The organism is Aestuariivivens marinum (assembly GCF_022662175.1).
Classification (GTDB): domain Bacteria; phylum Bacteroidota; class Bacteroidia; order Flavobacteriales; family Flavobacteriaceae; genus Aestuariivivens; species Aestuariivivens marinum.
In genome coordinates this window covers 1,383,924-1,406,827 of record NZ_JAKMCR010000001.1, presented here as the reverse complement: position 1 = coordinate 1,406,827, position 22,904 = coordinate 1,383,924, and the positions used below count along the sequence as shown (strand labels likewise).

Genomic DNA, 22,904 nt, shown 5'->3' with positions numbered 1-22,904 from the left:
TTTAATTTAAATGTGTTTCTACTATTTGTATACCATTGTATTCCAACAAATATTCCTCGTTAAGGTAAATCGGTAACTTTTCTCCTTTTATATTTCCTAAACCCACACCTGCATATAATACCTTAGCATTTTTATCTCTTGCATGTTTTTTAAAGGACTCCATCCAAAACACATCATAATTATTAGGATTCTCTGGTAAAATTACCGCTCTTACAATCACAAAATAATATTGTTTGTTTTTATCTATACAAACAAATTGTGGATGCTTTTTCAATTTGCTATTAACAGCTATAAATTCAAATCCTCGTTTTTCCAAATCCTTTCCTACATGATTCATGGCAAGATTATGCAATTCCTGAGCTGTAAGTACTTTTCTCATGTAGCAAAATTACCATATATATCTTTTGAATTAAAATTTTGTTTGCTTAATAGCTAATCAAACTTTTTTTGTATCTTCGGTAAGCTTCTCAATCAGTTCATAGATCCTACTTTAGGCAAAAATGACAGCCCACCAAACTATCACATTCTTTTACACTTACCTGTTTTGGTATATTAAATAACTAAAAAACACTATTGTTAAACACTAATTAACCAACTCTATGAAAGCAAAAACATTTTCATTAATTAGCCTTTGTCTTTTGTTGTTAGCTTGTAACTCTAATAAAAAGGAACAATCGGCCGAAGAAAATTATCAACCTGCAGAGGAAATAGCCATAGACCCTGTAAAACGAGGTGAATATTTGGTAAATTCCGTAGGCTGCCACGATTGCCATACTCCTAAAAAATTTACAGAACACGGTATGGAATTAGATTCTAGCAGATTACTTTCTGGTCACCCTACTGATGAAGAACTTCCTCCCTATGATGCTGAAACAGCAAAAGGCTATATCTTATTCTCTATGGGACTTACTTCAGCCACAGGTCCTTGGGGGACATCGTTTGCAGCTAACCTAACACCAGATGATACAGGTATTGGCTCTTGGACTGAAGCTCAATTTATGACTGCTATTAGAAAAGGGCTTTATAAAGGCCTTGAAGGTAGCAGGCCTCTGTTGCCTCCAATGCCATGGGAGCAATACCGAAACTTAAACGATGATGACCTTAAGGCTATTTTTGCATATTTAAAAAGTTTGCCTCCTGTTGAAAACCTTGTACATGCACCAATACCACCCCAAATGAACTAAAATTAAAACCCTAGACAGTCAAAGCCCAACAAAAGTTGGGCTTTGATTTTATATAGTGCATTAGATTATCCTCCAAAGTCATCAAATCGAATATGCTCATCTGGGATACCAAAATCTTCTCCCATTTTTTGAACAGCTTTGTTCATTAGCGGTGGACCACAGAAATACAATTCGATATCTTCTGGCGCTTCGTGCTTGCTTAAATAATTATCAATAACACAGTTATGGATAAAGCCTACAAAACCATCACCTTCGGCATCATGAATATCCTTTTTAACTTTCCAATTGTCTTCTGGTAATGGTTCAGACAAAGCCAAGAAGAATTTAAAGTTAGGAAACTTACGCTCTAACTCATAGAAATGTTCTAAATAGAACAATTCACGTTTAGAACGCCCGCCATACCAATAGGTCACGGTTCTTCCTGTTTCCAAAGTCTTAAATAAATGATACAGGTGCGAACGCATAGGTGCCATACCAGCACCTCCACCAACATAAAGCATTTCGCTATCACTCTCGTTAATAAAGAACTCACCGTAAGGCCCTGAAATGATTACTTTATCACCTGCTTTTCTTGAAAATATGTAAGACGAAGCAACTCCTGGATTAACATCCATCCATCCATTTTTAGCACGATCCCATGGTGGGGTAGCAATACGTACGTTTAGCATGATTTCTCGACCTTCAGCAGGGTAAGAAGCCATAGAGTAAGCACGCTCTACTGTTTCATCATTTTTCATTACCAATGGCCATAAGCCAAACTTATCCCACTCGGCTTGAAACTTATCTGGTGTTTCGTGCTCTTCTGGATGTGCTGTAATGTCTATATCAGAATATTTTATCTCACAAGGTGGAATTTCTATTTGAATATATCCCCCTGCCTTGTAATTCATGTCCTCTGGAATTTCTACCACAAACTCTTTAATAAATGATGCTACATTATAATTACGAACAACAACAGCTTCCCATTTTTTAATACCAAAAACTTCTTCTGGAATGGTGATATCCATATCTTGCTTTACTTTCACTTGACAGGCTAAACGTGCTCCATGTTGCAATTCCTTACGGGTAAAGTGTGGGGTTTCGGTCGGAAGCGCTTCGCCACCTCCAGATAATACATGACACTCACATTGGATACAGGTTCCACCACCACCACAAGCCGATGGTAAAAATATTTTCTCACCTCCCAAAGTCGATAATAAACTACCTCCAGAGGCAACTTCTATTTCCTTTTCCCCATTAATGGTAATCTTCACAGGACCAGATGGAGATAACTTTTGCTTAACAACTAATAATAGTGCAACCAATAATAATGTAATTATTAAAAAAGCGACTACCGTAACGACTATTGTTCCTGTTGTACCTGCGGCTAAAATCATCTTACTCATTTACTTTGTTAGTATTCAACAACTCCTTTTTTTCTTCAGTAGGGATTGAAGTAACCGTAGCTACTTCTACTGGTTTATTCTCTTGTTCTAAAACAGCCGTTTTTTCTTCTTTTTTACCTGCATCATCTCCTCCTGTAAGCATACCTCCAAAACTCATAAAACCAATGGCCATTAATCCTGTAGTAATAAAGGTTATACCTAAACCTCGTAATGCTGGAGGCACATTTGAATATCTTATTTTCTCACGAATTGCCGCTATAGCTAAAATAGCCAAAAACCATCCTATACCAGAACCAATACCATATACTGTAGCTAATCCTAGAGTAGGTATTTCACGGGATTGCATAAACAACGATCCTCCCAAAATAGCACAGTTTACCGCAATAAGTGGCAAGAAAATCCCCAATGAATTGTATAATGAAGGTGAAAATTTTTCAACTACAATTTCAACCAACTGTACCATGGTTGCAATAGTTGCAATGAACATGATAAACGACAAGAAACTTAAATCGAAAGATGCATAATCTTCACCTAACCATCTTCCTAATGCTCCTGGTTGCAAAATATATTGGTCCAACAACCAATTTAAAGGTACCGTAACCAACAATACAAATATTACAGCAGCACCAAGACCAACTGCAGTACTTACTTTTTTAGACACTGCCAGATATGAACACATTCCCAAGAATGTAGCAAATACCATGTTATCTATAAATATTGATTTGAAAAATAATTCTATATGTTCCATTTTTATAGTATTCTGTACTCAGTGTTCAGTTATCAATAATTGCTTACTGTTACCGCCAACTGCTTACTAATTAATGATCTTCAATTAATGCTTTATTTCTTGAACGCTGTACCCAAATAAGGACACCTACAACTATTAAGGCCATTGGGGCTAATAACATAAATCCGTTGTTTTCATATCCAAAAGCATACAATCCTGTTTTTGCTATTGGGTCTCCTAATACCTTAAACCCTAATAAGGTTCCAGATCCAAGCAATTCCCTAAAGAAACCCACTATAATTAAGATGATACCATAACCCAAGGCATTACCTACACCGTCAAGGAATGATTTCCAAGGCCCATTCCCTAAAGCAAAAGCTTCAAAACGTCCCATGATAATACAGTTGGTAATAATTAAACCAATAAAAGCCCCTAGCTCTTTACTTAATTGATAGGAAAATGCTTTTAATACTTGATCCACGATAATTACAAGTGCTGCTACTACTGTCAATTGCACAATAATTCTAATCTTGGAAGGAATAATATTTCTAATCAACGAGATTACGACGTTTCCAACACCTAACACAAAAATCACCGAAATGGTCATTACGATAGATGCTTTAAGCTGAGCCGTAATGGCCAATGCAGAACAAATACCTAACACTTGAATAGTGATTGGGTTATTATCTGCTAATGGATCTTTAATTAAAGCGGCGTCTTTTTTTGATAAAAGTCCCATACTATATTAATTTTTTAATGTGTTAAAATAAGGCACGTAAAGCTTAAGCTCCGACTTAATCATAGCCGCAACACCATCACCAGTTATAGTAGCTCCTGCAATAGCATCTACCTCATTATCTGTTTTATCATTATTCAAAGGATCTGCATTACTTTTAGAAATGTTAACACCAACAAACTTACCTGAAGTATTTAAAAGATGTTCACCCGTAAAATCATCCATAAAGAAACGCTCCTTTATATTTGCTCCAAGACCAGCTGTTTCTCCCTTATGGTCAAAATATGCTCCTTGAATCACCATATTTTCATCCATAGCCACATAACCCCAAACAGCATCCCAAAGTCCTTTCCCTCTAATTGGAGCTATATAAAACGTTTTACCTTCTTTTTCACCAACAAACAATGGTAATTGTCTTTCTTTACCTTCTTTCGCTTGAGACTGTTCTTTTTTAACATCTATTAGGTAAGCCTGATCATTTTCCCTTGTATCAGTTCCATTAGTAATAACTAACTGTTTTTTAATGTACTTTGCAAACTCTGTTTCTACTTCGTTATCTGCTATAAATGCTACAGAACCCTCTTCATTTTCATTGACCCCCATAGCATATAAGATGTTTTGTTGCTTTTCAATACGTTTGTTCTCATCAATTTTAGGCCGTAAAGATGATGCTACAAATGCCAACAAAGAACCTACTACTATTACCATACCAATGGCAAATAGAATTGTATATGAATTTTTTTCTGTTCTCTTTTCCATCGCGTTAAGCAGTTTTAACCTTTAAACGTTTCATTCTTTTCTTTACATTACCCCTAACCACATAATGGTCTATAGTCGGTGCAAAGACATTCATTAATAATATGGCCAACATCACACCTTCTGGATAAGCAGGATTGAATACACGAATCATAATTGAAATAAATCCAACCAAGAACCCATAAATCCATTTGCCTTTATTAGTTTGAGAAGCCGTTACAGGATCGGTTGCCATAAATACAATACCAAAAGCAAATCCACCTATAAGTAAGTGATGCCACCAAGTGGTACTCATTAAACCATAAAACTTACTACTTTCTCCAACAATACCGGTATCAACAACACCATTAAAAATTAAACCCATGGCTATTGCTCCTAAGACAGAGGACAACATGATTCTCCAACTTCCTATTTTAGTAAAGATCAAGAATAAACCTCCCAATAAAATAAGTATTGCCGAGGTTTCACCAACCGAGCCTGGGATAAATCCGTAAAAGGCATTCCAAATATCTGTTGCCGAATCAACCATCTCTTTACTATTTTGTGCCAAACTTCCCAAAATGGTTTCGCCAGAAATAGCGTCTAAATTTTCTCCTGTCGCAATTTGATTAGCACGCTCTTTTGCACCGTGAACCCAAACCTTATCACCAGACATCCAAGTAGGATAGGCAAAGAATAAAAATGCCCGAATAGTTAAGGCCGGATTAAGGATATTCATTCCTGTACCTCCAAAAACCTCTTTACCTATTACCACACCAAATACAACGGCTACGGCTAACATCCATAATGGAATATCTATTGGAACGATTAACGGCACTAACATACCGGTTACCAAATAGCCTTCTTCTACTTCATGTCCTTTTATAATGGCAAAGATGAATTCAATACCTAGACCCACACCGTATGACACAATAACCAATGGTAAAATCTTCCAAAACCCAACCATAAAGTTATCCATGGTCCAAAACTCTGGACTAAAAAACCCTTGAGTTACAGCCTGGATTTCACCTAAAGCCAAATGATGCTGATACCCTGCATTAAACATACCAAAAATCAAACATGGCAGCATAGCCATAATAACCGTATTCATGGTACGCTTCAAGTCATCTGCCACCTTAATATGCGTACCTCCATGGGTTGTTTCGTTCGGCAGGAATAAAAATGTATGTATTGCAGAAAATGCTGGCAACCATTTTTTATCCCTATTCTTTTCTTTAAATTGATGTAATTTACTTTTTAAACCCATTATCCTATCTCTTTAAGCATTAAGTCTAAACCTTCTCTTATTATCTTTTGATGCGGTTGTTTCGACACACATACAAATTCTGTTAATGCAAAATCCTCTGGTGCTACTTCATACATCCCTAAAGCTTCCATTTCATCTAAATCCTTATACATACATGCTTTTAAGATTTGTAAGGGGTACATATCCAACGGAAATACTTCTTCATAACTTCCCGTAACCACAAAGGCACGGTGTTCACCATTAGTGTTTGTGTTTAAATCATATTTTTTATTCGGACTTAACCAAGAAAATGTCAATGCCCTAGAAGTGGATACTTTATCGAAAATAGGTTTATTCCATCCAAAAAAATCATAATCATCACCTTCAGGAATAACAGAAATTATGTTACTGTAATAATCTAAAGCACCATCCGGTTGCACTTGCTTTCCAGTTAACACATTACCAGAAATGATACGCGCATTGGTGTCTTTAGAAATGCCCTTATCGTAAACCATAGTAGACACCTCACTACCAATAAGTGTTTTAAAGTATCTTGGCTTTTCTATTGAAGACCCCACTAAAGCTACTAAGCGTTCTGCATTAAACTTACCTGTTAAAAACAATTCCCCAATAATAACCAAGTCCTGCGGATTCACCGTCCATACAATCTCTCCTTTATTGATAGGATTGATTTTATTGATTTGTGTCCCTACGTTACCTGATGGATGTGGTCCGGAAACTTTATGCAATGTAATTCCAGATAGTCCAGCTAGGGGTGAGCTTGATGTTTTTCCAACAGAGACATGTATTTTTCCATCGGTTAATTTACTCAAAGCAGTAATAGCAGCTTGTAATTCGGCTTCCTTACCTTGAAGAGTAAAATCTAAATCGGCTGCTAAAGGTGCGGAAGCATAACCCGAAATAAATATCGCTTTTGGCAACTTATTTGGATTGGCAATCACATCGTACGGACGTTGTTTTATAAACGGCCAACAACCCGATGCCAATAAATGGGCTTTTATTGCTTCAGCCGCAGCTGAATTTGCATCTAACTTACCAAAATCATGGTAATCTAGCGACTTATCGGACTCAATCTTAATCGCGTCGATGCGTCTTTTGGGTCCACGAACCACCTCAATTACCTTACCCGATACCGGAGAAACAAACTTGATGAGTTCGTTAGACTTATCATAAAACAAAACTTCCCCAGCTTTTATCTGGGTCCCTTCTTTTGCAATAAGTTTGGGAATTATGCCGTGAAAATCTTCTGGTCTTATGGTACAGTAGTTGCTGATAATTGCCTGTTCGATAGTTTTTTCAGCTTCACCTTTAAGTTTAATGTCCAGACCTTTTTTAATACGAATGTCGTTTGACATATTTACTATATTGAATATTAGTTGTCTAAAAATCGGTGCAAAAATACAAATTTATAACACAGTTTATATAAAAAAGATTTATAATTTTATTTCTAAAAATACCGTTATCACTTTAGGAATGAATTTTGTTTATATTTACAAAAATCAATTTTTGGCAATGCCTTTCAAGTCTTTATTTTTGATTGTTTTCACTATAATGTCCACTTTTGTACTTGCTCAAGTACAAGAGGTCAATCCTCCCAATTATATTAAAACCATAAATTTTAAAGGCAATACACCTGAGAGTCAATTACCAGTATTGCGTTTAGGAGAATATTTGGTCTTGGAATTTGACGCCCTTAATGGCAACGAAGACGATTATTACTATAAAATTAAACATTATAATTTTGATTGGACTCCATCAAATTTGGTACAATCGGAATATATGGATGGTTTCGACAACCAACGCATTAGAAATTACGAAAACTCTTTAAATACTTACCAAATTTATTCTCACTACAAATTAACCATTCCCAATAACCAAACCAGGGGTCTAAAGGTATCGGGTAATTATCTTATAAGCATTTATGATAACTATGGTGACTTGGTGTTTTCTAGAAAATTTATGATTTACGAAGATAATGCTAATGTGGGCATTACTTTAAAACGATCCAGAAACATTGAATATATAGAAGAAAAGCAACGGGTAGAAATTGTTATTTCCCCGAAAAACATGCAACTCAACAACCCTAAGCAAACAGTTAATACTCTTATTGTTCAAAACAATAATTTAAGTACTGCCATCAATAACCTGAAACCACAATACACCATTGGCAACCAATTAATCTACAGGTATGATATGGAGTCTAGTTTTTGGGGCGGCAACGAATATTTGTTTTTTGAGAACAAAGATGTGAGGGCTGCCAATACCGGCGTTCAAAGTATTGCATTGGAAGATATTTACCACAATTATTTGTTTACCAATTTTGAAAGGGCCTCTAGGCCATACACCTACAACCCAGATATTAACGGTAATTATTTGGTTACCAATATAGATGCAGAGGATTCATCTATTGAAGCCGATTATGTTTGGGTACATTTCTCTCTATTACCCAATGTGACTTTTAAAAACAAGGACATCCATATTTATGGCAATTTCAATAATTACGCCATTGAAGAAAGCACCAAACTAACCTTTAACGATTACACCAATCGTTACCATTGTACTTTATTACTCAAACAAGGGTTTTACAATTACAAATTTGTTGCAATTAATGATGATGGTACTATAGATGAAGGCTTGATTAGTGGTAATTTTTATCAAACGGAGAACAACTATAAAGTATTGGTGTATTATCGTGATTTAGGGGCGCGTTACGACAGAATCATAGGTTTGGGCGAAGGAAGTTCGATTAATATCTCCAATTAATGCATTTTAACGGTTTTTATAATTTATCAATCTTAAAATTTCTTATTTTAGCCAACCTAAACACATTGTTTATCAGTATTTAAGATGGTTCAACAAGTTACAAAAGGCATAAAAATTTCGGTAGAAACCAACTTCGAAGGGTCATTTTATAAAGACTATAAAATACAATATGCTTATGGCTATACGATAACCATTGAAAATCAAAGTAAGGATTCTGTACAGCTCTTATCTCGTCAATGGCATATTTTGGATGCCTTAAACAACGTTGAAACCGTAACTGGCGAAGGCGTTATTGGCAGAAAACCTGTTTTAAAACCAGGAGAGTCGCACACCTATACCTCTGGTTGCTTATTAACCTCGCCCTTTGGCGCTATGTATGGTCATTACAATATGGTTAACTTTACCACTACCAAAAAGTTTAAGGTATCTATTCCTGCTTTTAAATTAAGTGCGCCTTTTGCGATAAATTAGTTATTATATTATCAACAGTTACAGACATTTGCAAGCTTAAAACAATCATAAAAAAGCTTCTTTTCCACCTACAGGATTCTCTGGCTGCAGCAAAAACTAACTCTTCCTATCAAACCTAAAAACCTCTCCATTCTGCTTCACATGAAAAAATTTACAGTTGGAATAGTGCACAAATTCAAACTTTAAATTATAATCAAATGCTTGATTATTCACCACATACTTGTCGTAAACATCAATATTTCCATAGGGTGAAATACGTTTGAAAAAATACTCAAGATCGTGTTCAATATCATGCAACTCGAACCAAGCCCCAGCAGCAATTCCCGACAGCCACTGTGCTTTTTCATGTAAATTATTCACAGGCCTGGGTTCTAAAGTTCCAATAAAATGTGGTTCGTGATTTTTTAAACTATCTAAAAAGCATCTTACATTTTCACTTTTCAGGGAACCTTCAAATGTTGAGACAACACCTGTTTCAGAAACTTCATAAACCTGATTTTCGGTATCGGCCAACAGCACATTGCCAACCGTACTGGGCGTAAACCACTTCGACTGTTTCAGTTTCTTTTTAATGCCTAAATCGGTAACAGAAGCAATTAGGCTATCGGTTACAAAACGTGCACAGTTACAGCCTTTTTTTATAAAAGCAGCATACCTAATAAAATGCTTATTTTGCATATTGGTAATATGTTCCCTTGCTTTTTGATAATCAACCACACGACACACCGACGCAATTAATTTACCATCACCATGCGTTTGCTTTGGGTGGGTCGCTAAAAACGTTAAGATATCGTGTAAATTAAGAATCTTATCATTTTCGATTTGTGCCCTTATCGGAAAATCCAATTCATTATCGGTATCCTTACCACGCACCCGCCCTGTAGGGTCTGGGGTTATGTAGCGCCCAAAATCATGATACTCCAGTTCACCTGTAGCTTTGTTGATTAACACCAAAGCCGCGTGTCCCGCCCGAACATAGTTTTTCTTACCTATGCCAATAAACCGTAAAAAAGGGGAAAACCATTCCTTAGACACCATAACAATGGTCTCAGGGTAAGCCAATGTTAACATAATCCCCGTATTATTCATTAATTGTTTGCGAAAAATTAAAAGTTTTGTTTGTAACCGAATGGTTTTTCAGGTTTTCATAGTGCATAGTAACCGTATCAGATTGTTTATCAATTTGGGTAATGCTTGTTGTTCTCACAAATCCCCGGTCTATAACAATCCCATAATCTGAATTATTAGCTTCGGTATTTTTATGAAAGTCCAACAAGGTCTCTTTATTCAATACCTGCTTGCCCTTAAAATCTTCAAACCATTGCAAGCGTTCATTCTTCATTATTTCATTATACAATGTTGCAGACGACCAAATTTTAGGTTCCAAGGGCAATTTGGTAAAATGTTTTACTGCTCCATCCCATATTAACTCATAGAACTTTAAGTTTACGTTCCAATCGGCAATCACCATGGTAAAAGGTTCTATATTTTGAAAATCATAAATTTTAACAGAAGGTTCAAGTTTTTCATATGTTAAAAAGTCTTTAGCAACCACCCCCCTGCTCTTTCTATAATTTGGCTGACGCTTATGTCTCTCAAAACCACCATTTAACACACAAACCACCCTATTCACTTCACTAATCCCAATCCAAGTCCCGTCAGAGAGTTTGTCTTTTGGAAACAACACCAAAGTATCATTTACCTGATAAGATTCTGGAGGCAACGATACCCTATTCGGAGCTTCATCCCGGTTCGAGGTTAAAATAAAATCCTGTTTTCCTTTCGGAACTATAGTTACTGTACACATAAACCTTATAGTCTTTCGAATAATGGCTAACTTACAAAGTTATACGCAAAAATAACACACCTATTTAAAGAAAGTATCTTCCTTTTTTTGATTTTAAAATTCGTAATTTTGCAGTCCATTTAATGAAAAATCAATAATAAAAAATTAAAAATCATGGGAAAAGGCTTTTTTAATGTGCCAATTGCAATTAATGAACCCGTTAAAAGTTATGCGCCTGGCTCACCAGAACGTGAGGCTGTGCTTAAAGCATACAAAGACATGTTTAACAGTAAAGTTGATGTTCCACTTTATATAAATGGTGAAGATGTTATTACGGGAGACACCAGAACTATGTCTCCCCCCCATGATCACCAACACATAGTAGGCACCTATCATGTCGCTGAAAAAAAACATGTTGAAGAAGCGATTGCAACCGCTTTGGACGCAAGAAAAACATGGAGCCAAATACCATGGGAACAACGTGCCGGCATCTTCTTAAAAGCTGCTGAACTAATTGCAGGTCCATACCGAGCCAAAATAAATGCAGCAACAATGATAGCACAATCCAAAACCATTCATCAAGCGGAGATTGATTCTGCTTGTGAATTGATAGATTTTCTGCGTTTTAATGTGCAGTATATGACCGATATTTATGCTGAGCAACCCGAAAGCACTAGTGATGCTTGGAACCGTGTAGAATACCGTCCGTTAGAAGGATTTACCTATGCCGTTACCCCTTTTAACTTTACTGCGATAGCTGGTAACCTTCCATCCTGTATGGCTTTAATGGGCAATGTTGTTATTTGGAAACCTAGCGACAGTCAAGTATACTCTGCAAAAGTGATTATGGATGTGTTTAAAGAAGCTGGTGTTCCTGCTGGTGTTATTAATGTGGTATTTGGAGACCCAGTGATGATTACAGAAACCATATTAGCTAGTCCTGATTTCTCTGGTCTACACTTTACAGGGTCTACCTTTATATTTAAGGAATTGTGGAAACAAATAGGCAACAACATTCATAACTATAAAACCTACCCCAGAATTGTCGGCGAAACAGGGGGTAAAGATTTTATAATAGCACACAAATCGGCTAATGCCAAGCAAGTTGCCACAGCTATTGTTCGTGGTGCTTTCGAATTCCAAGGTCAAAAATGCAGTGCCGCCTCAAGGGCATACATTCCAAAGAACTTATGGAACGATGTAAAGAACTATGTATTAGAAGATTTGAAATCGTTTAAAATAGGTTCACCGGAAGACATGGGCAACTTTATCACAGCCGTGATTCATGAAGGATCTTTTGATAAATTAGCAAGGTATATAGACCAAGCTAAAGCAGATAGTGATGCAGAAATCATTGCAGGTGGAGGCTATGACAAAAGCAAGGGGTATTTTATAGAGCCTACGGTAATTGTAACGACCAATCCAAAATACACGACTATGTGTACCGAATTGTTTGGTCCAGTTATTACCATTTATGTGTATAAAGATGACGCATATGCTGAAACCTTGAAACTTGTTGATGAAACCAGTGAATATGCCTTAACCGGTGCTATTTTAGCCACAGACCGTTATGCGATTACTGAAGCCACAACAGCTTTACAAAATAGTGCTGGTAACTTCTACATTAATGATAAACCAACTGGTGCCGTTGTAGGACAACAGCCGTTTGGAGGTGCAAGAGCATCGGGCACTAACGATAAAGCAGGTAGTGCACAAAACCTATTACGTTGGGTGTCTCCAAGGTTAATTAAGGAAACCTTCGTAACACCTACCGATTACCGTTATCCTTTTTTGGGAGAGTAACAGAACAATTCCTTGTTGAAAAAAGACTAATTAAAAAGTATATTCAGAACGAGTTTAGATAGTTTTCTAGACGAAGTGAAGCATCTTATTTATATATTATTTTAAAGAGATTCTTCGCTCTGCTTTGGATAACACCTTTTAATTAGTCTTTTTTTACGGTGTATTCTTTAACCGATAAAACATATATGTGTTTGATTTGTAAAAAAATGTTTAGCCTCCTAAACTAAATCTTTAAATATCCTATACTAAATATACCAGAGAGGTACATTTTGCCTCAGTAAGTAGCAATTAGGATAAATCTATTTTAAGGACCAAAGTAGATTATTATACCAATTTCTGAAAACTCAACAAAGCTATTCACTTTCTACATTTAGATTTACAAACCGCTAGAATACTAGAAAAGGAGTATTTATAAAAAAGTTAAAGCAAATAATCTTAAATAATTCTGATTAATTCATTTTTCATCTTATATTTAATAAAAAATAACCCTAATTTTATTTCTTAAAAAACGGCATATTTTTTGTTGAATAAGTTGCTAATGAAAAGACTATTAATTACCCTATTTACCATACTGCCCTTGCTCACTTATGGGCAAGTCAATAAAATTTACAGGCAAGCGCTTAGAGCTACCGATTTAAATGAAAAAATAGAATTACTTGATCAAGTCATTTCGCAAGAACCAAAAAACTTAGACGCGTATTTTTATCGGGGACTGGCAAAAAATGATTTAGGTGACTACGAAGGGGCTATAATTGATTATTCCAAAATCATACTAATAGAACCAGATGCCGACACCTATTTTAACAGAGGCAATTCCAGGTTTAATCTAAAGGATTTACAAGGTGCCAAAACCGATTATGAAAAGGCGGTAGAATTAGATAAAAGTTTTATAGATGCACGATACAGCCTAGCATGTACAAAATACGATCTAGGGGAATATGAAAATGCAATAACCGATTTTAGTATTTTACTTTCTATCATACCTGACCTTCAAATTGCTTATACTCTTAGGGCGGCATCTCATGTTGCAATGGAAAATTACAAGGAGGCCATTAAAGATTATTCAACAGCCATTTTGGTTAGTCCAGATTCGGATGCCTTTTATGATCGTGGTTTATTTTATCTAGATATTAAATATTATCAAAAAGCTAAAGCCGATTTAAATTCTGCCATTAGGTTGAACAAGGGCAACCCTTATCTTTACTTTTATAGAGGGGCTTCAAATTTATTTTTAGGAAAATATAAAGAAGCCCTAGATGATTTCTCTATTTCCTTAGCTTTTGATTCTCAAGATTTTGAGGCGCTATTAGGTTTATCAATGACCTACCTTAAAATGGATGATTCAGAAAATGCCAAAACATATTTCAAAAAGGTAAAATCCGTATTGGAAATGGATGCCAAGGCAGACGATCTTGAACAGTTTTCAAAATCCTATTGGTATTTAAAGCATTATTACTATTTTAAAAATAGTGTTGAGGAATTAAGTAAGCTGTAACTTGGCTACAATCTCTGCTTTAATGGTAAATGCACTACTTTTTTAGTATCGAAAAAGTCTTCTTTAAAGTAATCGGTTAAATTATAAATGGTGGTCGTTCTATAATCCTTAAGCTCCTCGGTTAAATCACCACCTTTTAAATACAGAATCCCATTCTTTAATTCGTGTCTCTGTTGTTTGTCTATTTTACCTTTTACCCAATGCACAAAGGTTGGCATAGCAGCTACAGCTCGACTAACAATAAAATCGTATGTCCCAGCAATTTCTTCAACACGGCTATGGGTGGTTTTTACATTGGTCAACCCTAGACCTTCGACAACCTCATCTACAACTTTTAGTTTTTTACCTATGCTGTCTACCAAATGAAAATGACATTGGGGAAACATAATAGCCAATGGTATACCGGGAAAGCCGCCACCTGTACCCACATCTAAAATCCTGCTTCCATCTGTAAACTGAATCACCTTTGCTATTCCCAAAGAATGTAGAACATGCCTTAAATAGAGTTCATCAATATCCTTTCGGGAAACCACATTAATTTTCAAATTCCAATCTTGATATAGCGATTCAAGCCCCTTAAATTTATTGATTTGGTCGGCTGTGAGATTCGGGAAATATTTTAGGATCAGATCCATTTTTGTTAAATTTTCAACAAAAATATAGTTTTTATATCCATTTTTTTGACTAAAAAGGATATAACTTAAAAACGTTTATACCTATCTTTGCGCCAGATATGGCAAATTAACATTTTGTTAAATTCCGTAAAAATTAATAGTATGACCAATCAGTCACTTTCATTCTCCAGAAAAGATTCAGCAAAGTTTTTTAGAACACTTAACAAACGCGTTAACGATTATTTCAAGGAAAATAATATTAAACGGACCGGAAACTGGAAACTATGGGCTAAAACTATAGTTATGTTTTCGATGTTTTTGACGCCTTATTTCTTAATCCTTACTTTAGATATTCCACAATGGCTACAATTAGTACTGACCATAGTAATGGGTGTTGGTATGGCTGGAGTAGGTATGAACGTAATGCACGATGGCAACCATGGTTCGTATTCAAACAAAGAATGGATTAACCGCCTTATGGGTAGCAGCATTTATATTTTAGCAGGAAATGTTTACAACTGGAAAGTACAACACAATGTATTGCACCATACCTATACTAATATTCATGGTCATGATGAAGATTTGGATGCTGGTCGAATTTTACGTTTCACTGAACACTCCGAATGGAAATGGTACCATAAATTCCAGCACTATTATTCAGTTTTACTATATGGGCTCTTAACAATTAATTGGGCCATCACGACAGATTGGCAACAAATGAAGCGCTATATGCAACGCAAATTATCGTATGGCAAATTTCCCAACCCTGTTTGGAATTGGAGCAAATTGGTGATTTCCAAAATCATTTATATAGGTGTTTGGATTGTAATACCAATGGTGTTTTTAGATATAACTTGGTGGAAAATTTTAATCGGCTTTTTTGTAATGCACTACACAGCAGGTTTAATTTTAAGCGTAGTGTTTCAGTTAGCTCATGTTATGGAAGATGCTGAAATGCCAATGCCGGAAGAAGATGGGACTATGAAGAATACGTGGGCTGTACATCAACTGAAAACTACTGTTAATTTTAGTACTAAGAACAGAATTGTAAACTGGTTTACAGGAGGCTTAAACCATCAAGTAGAACACCATATTTTCCCACATATTAGCCACATCCATTACACTAAAATTTCAAAAATAGTTAAGGAAACGGCACAGGAATTCAACTTACCATATAACGAATACAAAACTACACGTAAGGCCATTATTGCCCACTTTAAACACTTAAAGGAAATGGGAATGAAGCCAGCTTTACAAGTTTAACAATAATTTTATAACATTTTCATGCAATTACTATCTGATAGAATTTTAAACATGTCTGTATCGGCCACCCTAGCTATGGCTGCGAAGGCAAGGGAATTAAGAGGTGAAGGCAAAGACATAATTGGTTTAAGCCTGGGAGAACCTGACTTTAATACTCCTGATTTTATTAAGGATGCTGCCATTAATGCCATTAACGAAAACTACAATTCTTATTCCCCAGTTGATGGTTATGGTGATTTAAAGGAAGCCATTATCACAAAATTTAAAAGAGACAATAACTTAATCTATACTCCAGCTCAAATTGTGGTTTCAACAGGTGCCAAACAATGTTTGGCAAATATAGCTGGAGTGATGTTGAATGCGGGTGACGAAGTCATTTTACCCTGTCCGTATTGGGTAAGTTATTCAGATATTGTTAAACTTAACGATGGTGTTCCTGTTGAAGTAAAAACTTCTATTGACACTAATTTTAAGATGACACCTGCTCAATTGGAGGCTGCCATCACGCCAAAAACCAAAATGATTTGGTTTAGTTCCCCTTGTAATCCAAGTGGCTCGGTGTATAGTAAAGAAGAATTAAGGGGTTTGGCTAATGTTTTGGTTAAACACCCTAATATTTATGTAGTTTCAGATGAAATTTATGAGCACATCAATTATATTGGAGGACACGCTAGCATAGCTGAATTTGAAGACATGTACGACAGAACCATAACTGTAAATGGCGTTTCCAAAGCTTTTGCCATGACAGGATGGCGTATAGGTTACATAGGTGCTCCTGAGAAAATTGCTAGAGCCTGTAACAAACTCCAAGGCCAAGTAACAAGTGGTGCCAACTGTATAGCCCAACGTGCGGTAATTACAGCCTTAAATGAATCACCTTCTCGGGTTCAATACATGATTGATGAGTTCAAGGAGCGTCGTGACTTAGTTTTAGACCTTCTTAATAATATTGATGGCTTTAAAACCAACACACCTGACGGTGCTTTTTATGTATTTCCAAATGTATCAGCTTACTTTGGAAAAACTTTAAATGGAAAAACCATAAACAACGCAACCGATTTCTCTTTATACCTTTTGGAAGAGGCTCTAGTTGCTACGGTAACTGGTGATGCCTTTGGTAATCCAGATTGTATTCGTATCTCTTATGCTGCTTCAAAAGAACTAATAATTGAAGCTATAAAAAGAATAAAAGAAGCGGTTAGCTAATTAAGCAATCGTTTTAGAACTATAATTTAATCAGACCTGCTTGGTTTTTAAAACTTGGCAGGTTTTTTTTATGTCATTATAGATTACCTATTCCGCCAAAAGAAAGGGGTAAACAAAACCAATACGGTAAACAATTCCAAACGTCCTATTAGCATTAAAAAGCTACACCACCACTTCCCTATACTAGGCAGGGCAGAATAGTTATTTACTGGACCAAAATCACCCAAAGCAGGCCCTACATTTCCTAAACCAGATGCTGCTAAACCAATCGCAGATTGAAAATCGATACCCAAAATGGAGAATACCAGGGCCCCAATAATAAAAGACAACATATAAAGAATAAAAAAGGCCAATATGTTAAATACAATATCACCAGAAATGGATTTGGTATTATACCTTACAGGCAATATCGCATTAGGGTGTAGGGAGCGCTTAAATTCTAAAAAACCGTTTTTAATCAAAATTAAGTGACGTACCACTTTCACCCCTCCAGAAGTACTTCCTGCAGAGCCTCCTAAAAACATTAGCCCGAAAAAGAAAACCACTAAAAATGGGGTCCACATAGTATAATCTGCTGTAACAAAACCTGTTGTGGTCACTATGGCCAAAACCTGAAATATAGCATGCCTAAACGCACTTTCTCCCGCTCCCCAAACCATGGGATGGTCTATTGATGAAACCGATACATCAGCCTTAAAATAAATAATAAGTGCCGCTATTAAGGTAAAAACAGCTATAAACTTAAAATACAACTTAAATTCTTCATCCCTTAAAACTTTTTGTACTTTTCCCTTAAACGCAAAATAGCTCAATACAAAGTTTGTCCCCGCCAAAAACATAAATAGAATGATAATATACTGTATTATAGGCTGTCCGTTCCAATGGGCAATACTGGCATTCTTGGTAGAAAACCCTCCAGTCGAAAGTGTGCAAAGCGCATGGTTAATGGCATCAAAAAAAGACATACCAGCCACTTTAAGCAGAATAGTTTCGGCAGCAGTATAACCAAAATAAATGAGCCACAAACGTTTAGCAGTATCGGTAATTCTAGGATGTAATTTATCAGCACTCGGACCAGGTGCTTCAGCTGCAAACATTTGCATACCTCCAATACCCAAAAGTGGCAAAATGGCAATTGCCAATACTATTATACCCATACCACCTATCCAATGGGTTAAACTTCGCCAAAACAATACCCCTTTTGGTATGGCTTCAATATCGTTTAAAATGGATGCCCCTGTTGTGGTATAACCGGACATGGTTTCAAAAAAAGCATTAGTAAAACTTGGTATACTTTGGGTGAACACATAAGGCAGAGTACCCGATAAGGCCATTATTATCCAACCAAAGGCCACGACAATGTAACCTTCTCGCTTGTTCATTTCCTTGTTATGCTTTCTCGTAAAAAGCATGGCGACCCCACCACATATCAATGTTACAAAAGATGCCAGTAATAATGCGTGTGTAACACCATCATTGTAAATAAGACTTATCAATGTTGACAGTAACATGAAGCCTCCATTAAACAAAATTAGCAAGCCTAAAAAATGAAAAATTATTTTGTAATTAAGCTTCATCTAAAGGAACAATTTTTCAACACCCTTTATGGAACGCAACAAACTACATACTACCACCCTATCTCCTTTTTGAATCTTAAAATCACCCAAGGCGATTAATCCAACACCATTTCGAATAACACCTCCAATGATTGCAGACCTTGGAAATTCAATATGCTTGATTACCTTATTGCAAATAGCTGAAGTTTCCTTTACCTCAAACTCCAACAATTCAGCATTCATGTTGCTCAACTTAGTCATGGCAACCACTTCGCCTTTCCGTATATACCTAAATATATTGTTGGCCGCAAGAAGTTTTTTGTTAATAAGTGTATCAATACCAATAGAATGGGACAATTCAAAATAATCCATGTTTTCAACTAAGGCTATGGTCTTGTTTACCCCTTTCGATTTTGCCACCAAACAGGACATGATATTTGTTTCAGAATTATCGCCTACTGCTACAAAAGCATCCATATCACTTAGACCTTCCTCATCCAAAATATCTACCTTTCTACCATCGCTATTAATTACCAGTACATTTGGCAACTCATCTGCTATATCGAAAGCGCGTTCTTTGTTTTTCTCCAAAAGTTTTACATTAAATCCTTTGTCACTTAAGTCCCTTGCTGTTTTAAACCCTATTTGGCTTCCACCAAGAATCATTACATTCTTAATTTCTAAATTGACCTTTCCAGTTAATTTGCAAAGCTCTTCTGCCCCTCCCTCCGAAGTAATAAAAACAACATTATCTCCTCTCTTGAACTTCGTGTCACCACGAGGTATTAAAGTAAACTGGGTTCCTGCACGTTGAATGGCGATAGGTACAAAATGTATTTCAGGGAAAATTTGTGCTGCTTCCTTTACCTTTTTCCCAACAAAAAGGGCCTCTTTGGACAGTGTTAGCCCGGCCATGGTTAAAGCGCCATCTTCGAACTCATAATTATCGTTAAACGAAGTCTGTTTAAGCGACAATTCAATTTCTGAGGCTGCCAGTGCTTCTGGTGAAATCAATTCGTCAATACCAAACTTGGTAAAACCAACCTCATCCTTATGGGTAATAAATTCGGTATTAGAAATTCTGGCAATAGTTTTTTTTGCCCCCAATTGCTTTGACAACACACATACAGTTATATTGGTCGTTTCTGATGCGGTAACACCAATAACCAAATCACTGGATTCCACACGCGATTCTTTTAATATAGCTATAGATGTGGCATCACCCCTAATAACTTTAATGTCTAAATGCGTATCGGCGTGTGTTAGACTCTCTTTATTGGTGTCTATAAGTGTGATTTCCTGTGATTCGTAGGATAGTAATTTTGCTAAATGAAACCCAACTTCTCCAGCTCCTGCAATAATTATTTTCACACGTTTAAATTTTATTAATTATTTGATTATTATCTCAATTATAAAATTGAGAACATGTGCAACCACTTCGTTCTCTCATTAAAATTTCAAACACCCCTTTTTGTGAAGAAATCTTTAAAATTTATTAATATTTGTTTAATCTGTATACTTGTCTTACAGGAAGAACAAAGATATGCATTTTAACCTAATACAATTATTTGTTTTCAAGTTTCTTAATGACCTCCAATAGTTTATATTTGTCAAAAACTTTTTCTTTTGACTAAAATTAAGCCTTACAAAGACAGTGTTCTTGGAAAAAAAGAACAGGTTACCAAAATGTTTGATACTATTTCTGGGGATTACGATGGATTAAATCGCGTGATATCATTTGGTATTGATATAAAATGGCGCAAAAAAGTAGTGAATATTGTGAAACAGACCAATCCTAAAACGGTATTAGATATTGCTACAGGCACGGGAGACTTAGCCATTAATTTAGCTGTAACTGGGGCTAAAAAAATTATAGGTCTGGATATAAGTAGTGGGATGCTGGAAATTGGAAAAGAAAAAGTGAAGCAAAAAGGCTTACAGTCCCAAATAGAAATGATTCTTGGAGATTCTGAAAATATGCCTTTTGAAGACAATACCTTCGATGCTATAACCGTAGCTTTTGGTATTCGCAATTTTGAAACTTTGGAAACAGGCTTAAAAGAAATATTTCGCGTATTAAAACCCGGAGGGGCTTTTGTAATTTTAGAAACTTCAAAGCCTGAAAAAACACCATATAAACAAGGGTATAATTTTTACACAAAAAACATTTTACCGCTTATTGGCAGCATGTTTTCAAAAGATAAAAGTGCTTATAAATATTTATGCGAATCGGCTTCAGTTTTTCCTTATGGAGAGGCTTTAAACAATATTTTACGTAAAATTGGGTTTATTAATGTTACAGATTTACCACAAACCCTTGGGGTAGCTACAATCTACACATCATCTAAACAGTAATATGAAGTATTTTTTTATTTTACTAGCATTCATTTTTATAACAAACCAATCTCAGGCCCAATTATTTACTAAGAAAAAAATACAATATGATGCCAATCAAGGAAGGCGTTCAACCGATAATGATTTGCTGAGATGGGGTTATTTTTTAGGGATAAATGTATACGATTTTAATTTTGACTATAATCAAGACCTTCGAGATATTTACGTAAAACGAAGTCCTGGATTTAGTGTTGGTCTTATTGGTAATTTACGTATAAACAATTATATGGATTTACGTTTAGAACCTGGTTTAATAATCACTACCCGAGAACTCTATTACAGCTCAACCTATTTTCTAGGCACATCCTATAATAATTCCGATTTAATGCGTGAGGTAAAGTCAACTTACATACATATTCCTCTATTAGTTAAATTTTCAACCAAACGCATCAATAATTTTAAGCCTTTTGTTGTTGGCGGAGTTTCTACGGCATTAAACTTATCGAGCAATGAAGAAAACCCAAATGATAATAGTAATGGGCAGTTTCGATCTGTGAAAAACACTCTGTTTTACGAAATGGGATTTGGTATTGACTTCTATCTATACAATTTTAAATTCACACCATCCGTTCGCGGTGTGTTCGGCATTAATGATGAATTGGTAAGGGACAAAGACCCAAACAGCCCTTGGACAAGCAATATTACCAATATGAAAACCAGAGGGGTCTTTCTTAATTTTACGTTCCAATAAAGTTTATTTTTGTAAAGACGTTGAGTCACAATTAGCTTAAATCAACTAATAAACGAGTGAGTAAACAATTACTTTCTCTTAAACTCGCTCATCAAAATAGCAGTAGCTGTTGCCACATTTAAGCTTTCCGTCTCTTGAAGTTTACCAAACCTAGGAATTGCAATTTTTTCTTTTATCAATGCTTCAATAGCTTTAGATATACCGTTAGCTTCATTTCCCATAACCAAAATACCAGAGTCAAGCAACTTGCTCTTATAAACATTTTTGCCATCCATAAAGGCTCCATAAACAGGTAAACTTACAGTGCTTAAAAATGTTTCTAAATCTGTATAATTAATATTTACACGGGTAATAGAGCCCATAGTCGCCTGTATAACTTTCGGGTTAAAACAATCCACCGTTCCTACACTACAAACCAAATCGGACACCCCAAACCAATCGCACAATCTTATTATTGTGCCTAAATTACCAGGGTCCCTAACATCGTCTAATGCAATAATTATCCCGTTTGGTTTTATTGGTTTCGCTTTAGGTATTTTAAAAACGGCTAATGCTGTATTAGGAGTGGTTAAAAAACTAATACGTTTTAAATCGGCTTTAGAAATTAAAATTTCTTGAAAATTATTTTCAATATTGGCATCAATATTGAATGAAATAGTCGTATATAAAGCTTGAAGCTCGAACTGTGATTGTAAAAGTTCTTGAACAGCCTTAACACCCTCAACAACAAAAAGTCCATGCTGTAATCGATACTTTTTTTGTTTAAGACTGTTAATTAATTTTATTTGGGATTTTGAAAGCATTTGGCTTTGGTATTATTTTATAAAG

General features: G+C 35.7%; 22 protein-coding genes. 9 read left to right on the top strand and 13 right to left on the bottom strand.

What is annotated here, in order from left to right; all coding sequences use genetic code 11:
• Position 1: 1 nt before the first annotated feature.
• A complete protein-coding gene (locus tag MR053_RS06070; protein WP_242131533.1) occupies positions 2–379 on the bottom strand; it encodes a Na(+)-translocating NADH-quinone reductase subunit F in 378 nt (125 codons plus the stop codon).
• A gap of 220 nt (positions 380–599) precedes the next feature.
• Here MR053_RS06070 and MR053_RS06065 point away from each other — a divergent pair, with 220 nt between their 5' ends.
• Positions 600–1,184, top strand: coding sequence for a c-type cytochrome (locus tag MR053_RS06065; RefSeq protein WP_242131532.1), 585 nt, complete (start codon positions 600–602; stop codon positions 1,182–1,184).
• A gap of 65 nt (positions 1,185–1,249) precedes the next feature.
• On the opposite strand, the gene nqrF is transcribed toward MR053_RS06065, so the two are convergent.
• The 6 genes from nqrF to MR053_RS06035 form a co-directional block, all read right to left on the bottom strand.
• Complete coding sequence (gene nqrF, locus MR053_RS06060; protein ID WP_242131793.1) at positions 1,250–2,560, bottom strand: NADH:ubiquinone reductase (Na(+)-transporting) subunit F; 1,311 nt, start codon at positions 2,558–2,560, stop codon at positions 1,250–1,252.
• 1 nt (position 2,561) lies between these two features.
• Complete coding sequence (gene nqrE, locus MR053_RS06055) at positions 2,562–3,317, bottom strand: NADH:ubiquinone reductase (Na(+)-transporting) subunit E (protein WP_242131531.1); 756 nt, start codon at positions 3,315–3,317, stop codon at positions 2,562–2,564.
• A 70-nt stretch (positions 3,318–3,387) separates the two neighbouring features.
• Positions 3,388–4,035, bottom strand: coding sequence for an NADH:ubiquinone reductase (Na(+)-transporting) subunit D (locus MR053_RS06050; protein ID WP_223551209.1), 648 nt, complete (start codon positions 4,033–4,035; stop codon positions 3,388–3,390).
• A 6-nt stretch (positions 4,036–4,041) separates the two neighbouring features.
• Positions 4,042–4,791, bottom strand: a complete 750-nt coding sequence (locus MR053_RS06045) for a Na(+)-translocating NADH-quinone reductase subunit C (protein WP_223551208.1) — start codon at positions 4,789–4,791, stop codon at positions 4,042–4,044.
• A gap of 4 nt (positions 4,792–4,795) precedes the next feature.
• Entirely contained in the window at positions 4,796–6,034 is a 1,239-nt protein-coding gene (locus MR053_RS06040) for an NADH:ubiquinone reductase (Na(+)-transporting) subunit B (RefSeq protein WP_242131530.1), read from the bottom strand.
• Positions 6,034–7,389, bottom strand: a complete 1,356-nt coding sequence (locus MR053_RS06035; RefSeq protein ID WP_242131529.1) for a Na(+)-translocating NADH-quinone reductase subunit A — start codon at positions 7,387–7,389, stop codon at positions 6,034–6,036. Before MR053_RS06035 ends, MR053_RS06040 begins: the two co-directional genes overlap by 1 nt.
• A 157-nt stretch (positions 7,390–7,546) precedes the next feature.
• Between MR053_RS06035 and MR053_RS06030 the strand changes: the two genes are divergently transcribed.
• Entirely contained in the window at positions 7,547–8,797 is a 1,251-nt protein-coding gene (locus MR053_RS06030; protein ID WP_449500932.1) for a type IX secretion system plug protein, read from the top strand.
• 84 nt (positions 8,798–8,881) lie between these two features.
• Entirely contained in the window at positions 8,882–9,268 is a 387-nt protein-coding gene (gene apaG, locus MR053_RS06025; protein ID WP_242131527.1) for a Co2+/Mg2+ efflux protein ApaG, read from the top strand.
• Positions 9,269–9,364: 96 nt separating this feature from the next.
• Here apaG and MR053_RS06020 read toward each other — a convergent pair whose 3' ends face one another.
• Together MR053_RS06020 and MR053_RS06015 are read right to left on the bottom strand one after the other, a co-directional pair.
• On the bottom strand, positions 9,365–10,357 hold the full coding sequence (locus MR053_RS06020; RefSeq protein ID WP_242131526.1) for a DUF6695 family protein: 993 nt from the start codon (positions 10,355–10,357) through the stop codon (positions 9,365–9,367).
• Positions 10,350–11,075, bottom strand: coding sequence for an NRDE family protein (locus tag MR053_RS06015; protein WP_242131525.1), 726 nt, complete (start codon positions 11,073–11,075; stop codon positions 10,350–10,352). The genes MR053_RS06020 and MR053_RS06015 overlap by 8 nt, the downstream gene beginning before the upstream one ends.
• A gap of 153 nt (positions 11,076–11,228) precedes the next feature.
• Between MR053_RS06015 and pruA the strand changes: the two genes are divergently transcribed.
• Positions 11,229–12,857: an L-glutamate gamma-semialdehyde dehydrogenase gene (gene pruA / locus MR053_RS06010; protein ID WP_242131524.1), complete on the top strand. Its 1,629-nt coding sequence runs from the start codon at positions 11,229–11,231 to the stop codon at positions 12,855–12,857.
• A gap of 538 nt (positions 12,858–13,395) precedes the next feature.
• Positions 13,396–14,352, top strand: coding sequence for a tetratricopeptide repeat protein (locus MR053_RS06005; protein WP_242131523.1), 957 nt, complete (start codon positions 13,396–13,398; stop codon positions 14,350–14,352).
• A 5-nt stretch (positions 14,353–14,357) separates the two neighbouring features.
• Here the strand turns inward: MR053_RS06005 and rsmG are convergent, their stop codons facing one another.
• Positions 14,358–14,987: a 16S rRNA (guanine(527)-N(7))-methyltransferase RsmG gene (rsmG, locus tag MR053_RS06000; protein ID WP_242131522.1), complete on the bottom strand. Its 630-nt coding sequence runs from the start codon at positions 14,985–14,987 to the stop codon at positions 14,358–14,360.
• 141 nt (positions 14,988–15,128) lie between these two features.
• Here rsmG and MR053_RS05995 point away from each other — a divergent pair, with 141 nt between their 5' ends.
• Together MR053_RS05995 and MR053_RS05990 are read left to right on the top strand one after the other, a co-directional pair.
• Entirely contained in the window at positions 15,129–16,229 is a 1,101-nt protein-coding gene (locus MR053_RS05995; protein ID WP_242131521.1) for a fatty acid desaturase family protein, read from the top strand.
• A 21-nt stretch (positions 16,230–16,250) separates the two neighbouring features.
• On the top strand, positions 16,251–17,435 hold the full coding sequence (locus MR053_RS05990; RefSeq protein ID WP_242131520.1) for a pyridoxal phosphate-dependent aminotransferase: 1,185 nt from the start codon (positions 16,251–16,253) through the stop codon (positions 17,433–17,435).
• Between the two features lie 83 nt (positions 17,436–17,518).
• On the opposite strand, the gene MR053_RS05985 is transcribed toward MR053_RS05990, so the two are convergent.
• Both MR053_RS05985 and trkA read right to left on the bottom strand, forming a co-directional pair.
• The gene (locus MR053_RS05985) at positions 17,519–19,012 is read right to left on the bottom strand and encodes a TrkH family potassium uptake protein (RefSeq protein WP_242131519.1); all 1,494 of its coding nucleotides are present in this window, start codon (positions 19,010–19,012) and stop codon (positions 17,519–17,521) included.
• Positions 19,013–20,362, bottom strand: coding sequence for a Trk system potassium transporter TrkA (gene trkA / locus MR053_RS05980; RefSeq protein ID WP_242131518.1), 1,350 nt, complete (start codon positions 20,360–20,362; stop codon positions 19,013–19,015).
• Between the two features lie 255 nt (positions 20,363–20,617).
• Between trkA and ubiE the strand changes: the two genes are divergently transcribed.
• Positions 20,618–21,346, top strand: coding sequence for a bifunctional demethylmenaquinone methyltransferase/2-methoxy-6-polyprenyl-1,4-benzoquinol methylase UbiE (gene ubiE, locus MR053_RS05975; RefSeq protein WP_242131517.1), 729 nt, complete (start codon positions 20,618–20,620; stop codon positions 21,344–21,346).
• 1 nt (position 21,347) lies between these two features.
• Positions 21,348–22,076 (top strand): type IX secretion/gliding motility protein PorT/SprT, encoded by a 729-nt coding sequence (gene porT / locus MR053_RS05970; protein WP_242131516.1) that lies wholly within the window; start codon positions 21,348–21,350, stop codon positions 22,074–22,076.
• Between the two features lie 68 nt (positions 22,077–22,144).
• On the opposite strand, the gene MR053_RS05965 is transcribed toward porT, so the two are convergent.
• A complete protein-coding gene (locus MR053_RS05965; RefSeq protein ID WP_242131515.1) occupies positions 22,145–22,879 on the bottom strand; it encodes a TrmH family RNA methyltransferase in 735 nt (244 codons plus the stop codon).
• Positions 22,880–22,904 lie beyond the last annotated feature (25 nt).

Excerpts from the sequence above, each read along its gene's own strand:
- MR053_RS06050 (WP_223551209.1), bottom strand. The coding sequence starts at position 4,035 with ATGGGACTTTTATCAAAAAAAGACGCCGCTTTAATTAAAGATCCATTA.
- MR053_RS06065 (WP_242131532.1), top strand. The coding sequence starts at position 600 with ATGAAAGCAAAAACATTTTCATTAATTAGCCTTTGTCTTTTGTTGTTA.
- MR053_RS06020 (WP_242131526.1), bottom strand. The coding sequence starts at position 10,357 with ATGAATAATACGGGGATTATGTTAACATTGGCTTACCCTGAGACCATT.
- porT (WP_242131516.1), top strand. The coding sequence starts at position 21,348 with ATGAAGTATTTTTTTATTTTACTAGCATTCATTTTTATAACAAACCAA.
- MR053_RS06005 (WP_242131523.1), top strand. The coding sequence starts at position 13,396 with ATGAAAAGACTATTAATTACCCTATTTACCATACTGCCCTTGCTCACT.
- nqrE (WP_242131531.1), bottom strand. The coding sequence starts at position 3,317 with ATGGAACATATAGAATTATTTTTCAAATCAATATTTATAGATAACATG.
- nqrF (WP_242131793.1), bottom strand. The coding sequence starts at position 2,560 with ATGATTTTAGCCGCAGGTACAACAGGAACAATAGTCGTTACGGTAGTC.
- MR053_RS06040 (WP_242131530.1), bottom strand. The coding sequence starts at position 6,034 with ATGGGTTTAAAAAGTAAATTACATCAATTTAAAGAAAAGAATAGGGAT.
- rsmG (WP_242131522.1), bottom strand. The coding sequence starts at position 14,987 with ATGGATCTGATCCTAAAATATTTCCCGAATCTCACAGCCGACCAAATC.
- pruA (WP_242131524.1), top strand. The coding sequence starts at position 11,229 with ATGGGAAAAGGCTTTTTTAATGTGCCAATTGCAATTAATGAACCCGTT.
- MR053_RS05985 (WP_242131519.1), bottom strand. The coding sequence starts at position 19,012 with ATGAAGCTTAATTACAAAATAATTTTTCATTTTTTAGGCTTGCTAATT.
- MR053_RS05990 (WP_242131520.1), top strand. The coding sequence starts at position 16,251 with ATGCAATTACTATCTGATAGAATTTTAAACATGTCTGTATCGGCCACC.
- MR053_RS06015 (WP_242131525.1), bottom strand. The coding sequence starts at position 11,075 with ATGTGTACAGTAACTATAGTTCCGAAAGGAAAACAGGATTTTATTTTA.
- MR053_RS06045 (WP_223551208.1), bottom strand. The coding sequence starts at position 4,791 with ATGGAAAAGAGAACAGAAAAAAATTCATATACAATTCTATTTGCCATT.
- MR053_RS06070 (WP_242131533.1), bottom strand. The coding sequence starts at position 379 with ATGAGAAAAGTACTTACAGCTCAGGAATTGCATAATCTTGCCATGAAT.
- MR053_RS06030 (WP_449500932.1), top strand. The coding sequence starts at position 7,547 with ATGCCTTTCAAGTCTTTATTTTTGATTGTTTTCACTATAATGTCCACT.
- MR053_RS06035 (WP_242131529.1), bottom strand. The coding sequence starts at position 7,389 with ATGTCAAACGACATTCGTATTAAAAAAGGTCTGGACATTAAACTTAAA.
- apaG (WP_242131527.1), top strand. The coding sequence starts at position 8,882 with ATGGTTCAACAAGTTACAAAAGGCATAAAAATTTCGGTAGAAACCAAC.
- MR053_RS05995 (WP_242131521.1), top strand. The coding sequence starts at position 15,129 with ATGACCAATCAGTCACTTTCATTCTCCAGAAAAGATTCAGCAAAGTTT.
- MR053_RS05965 (WP_242131515.1), bottom strand. The coding sequence starts at position 22,879 with ATGCTTTCAAAATCCCAAATAAAATTAATTAACAGTCTTAAACAAAAA.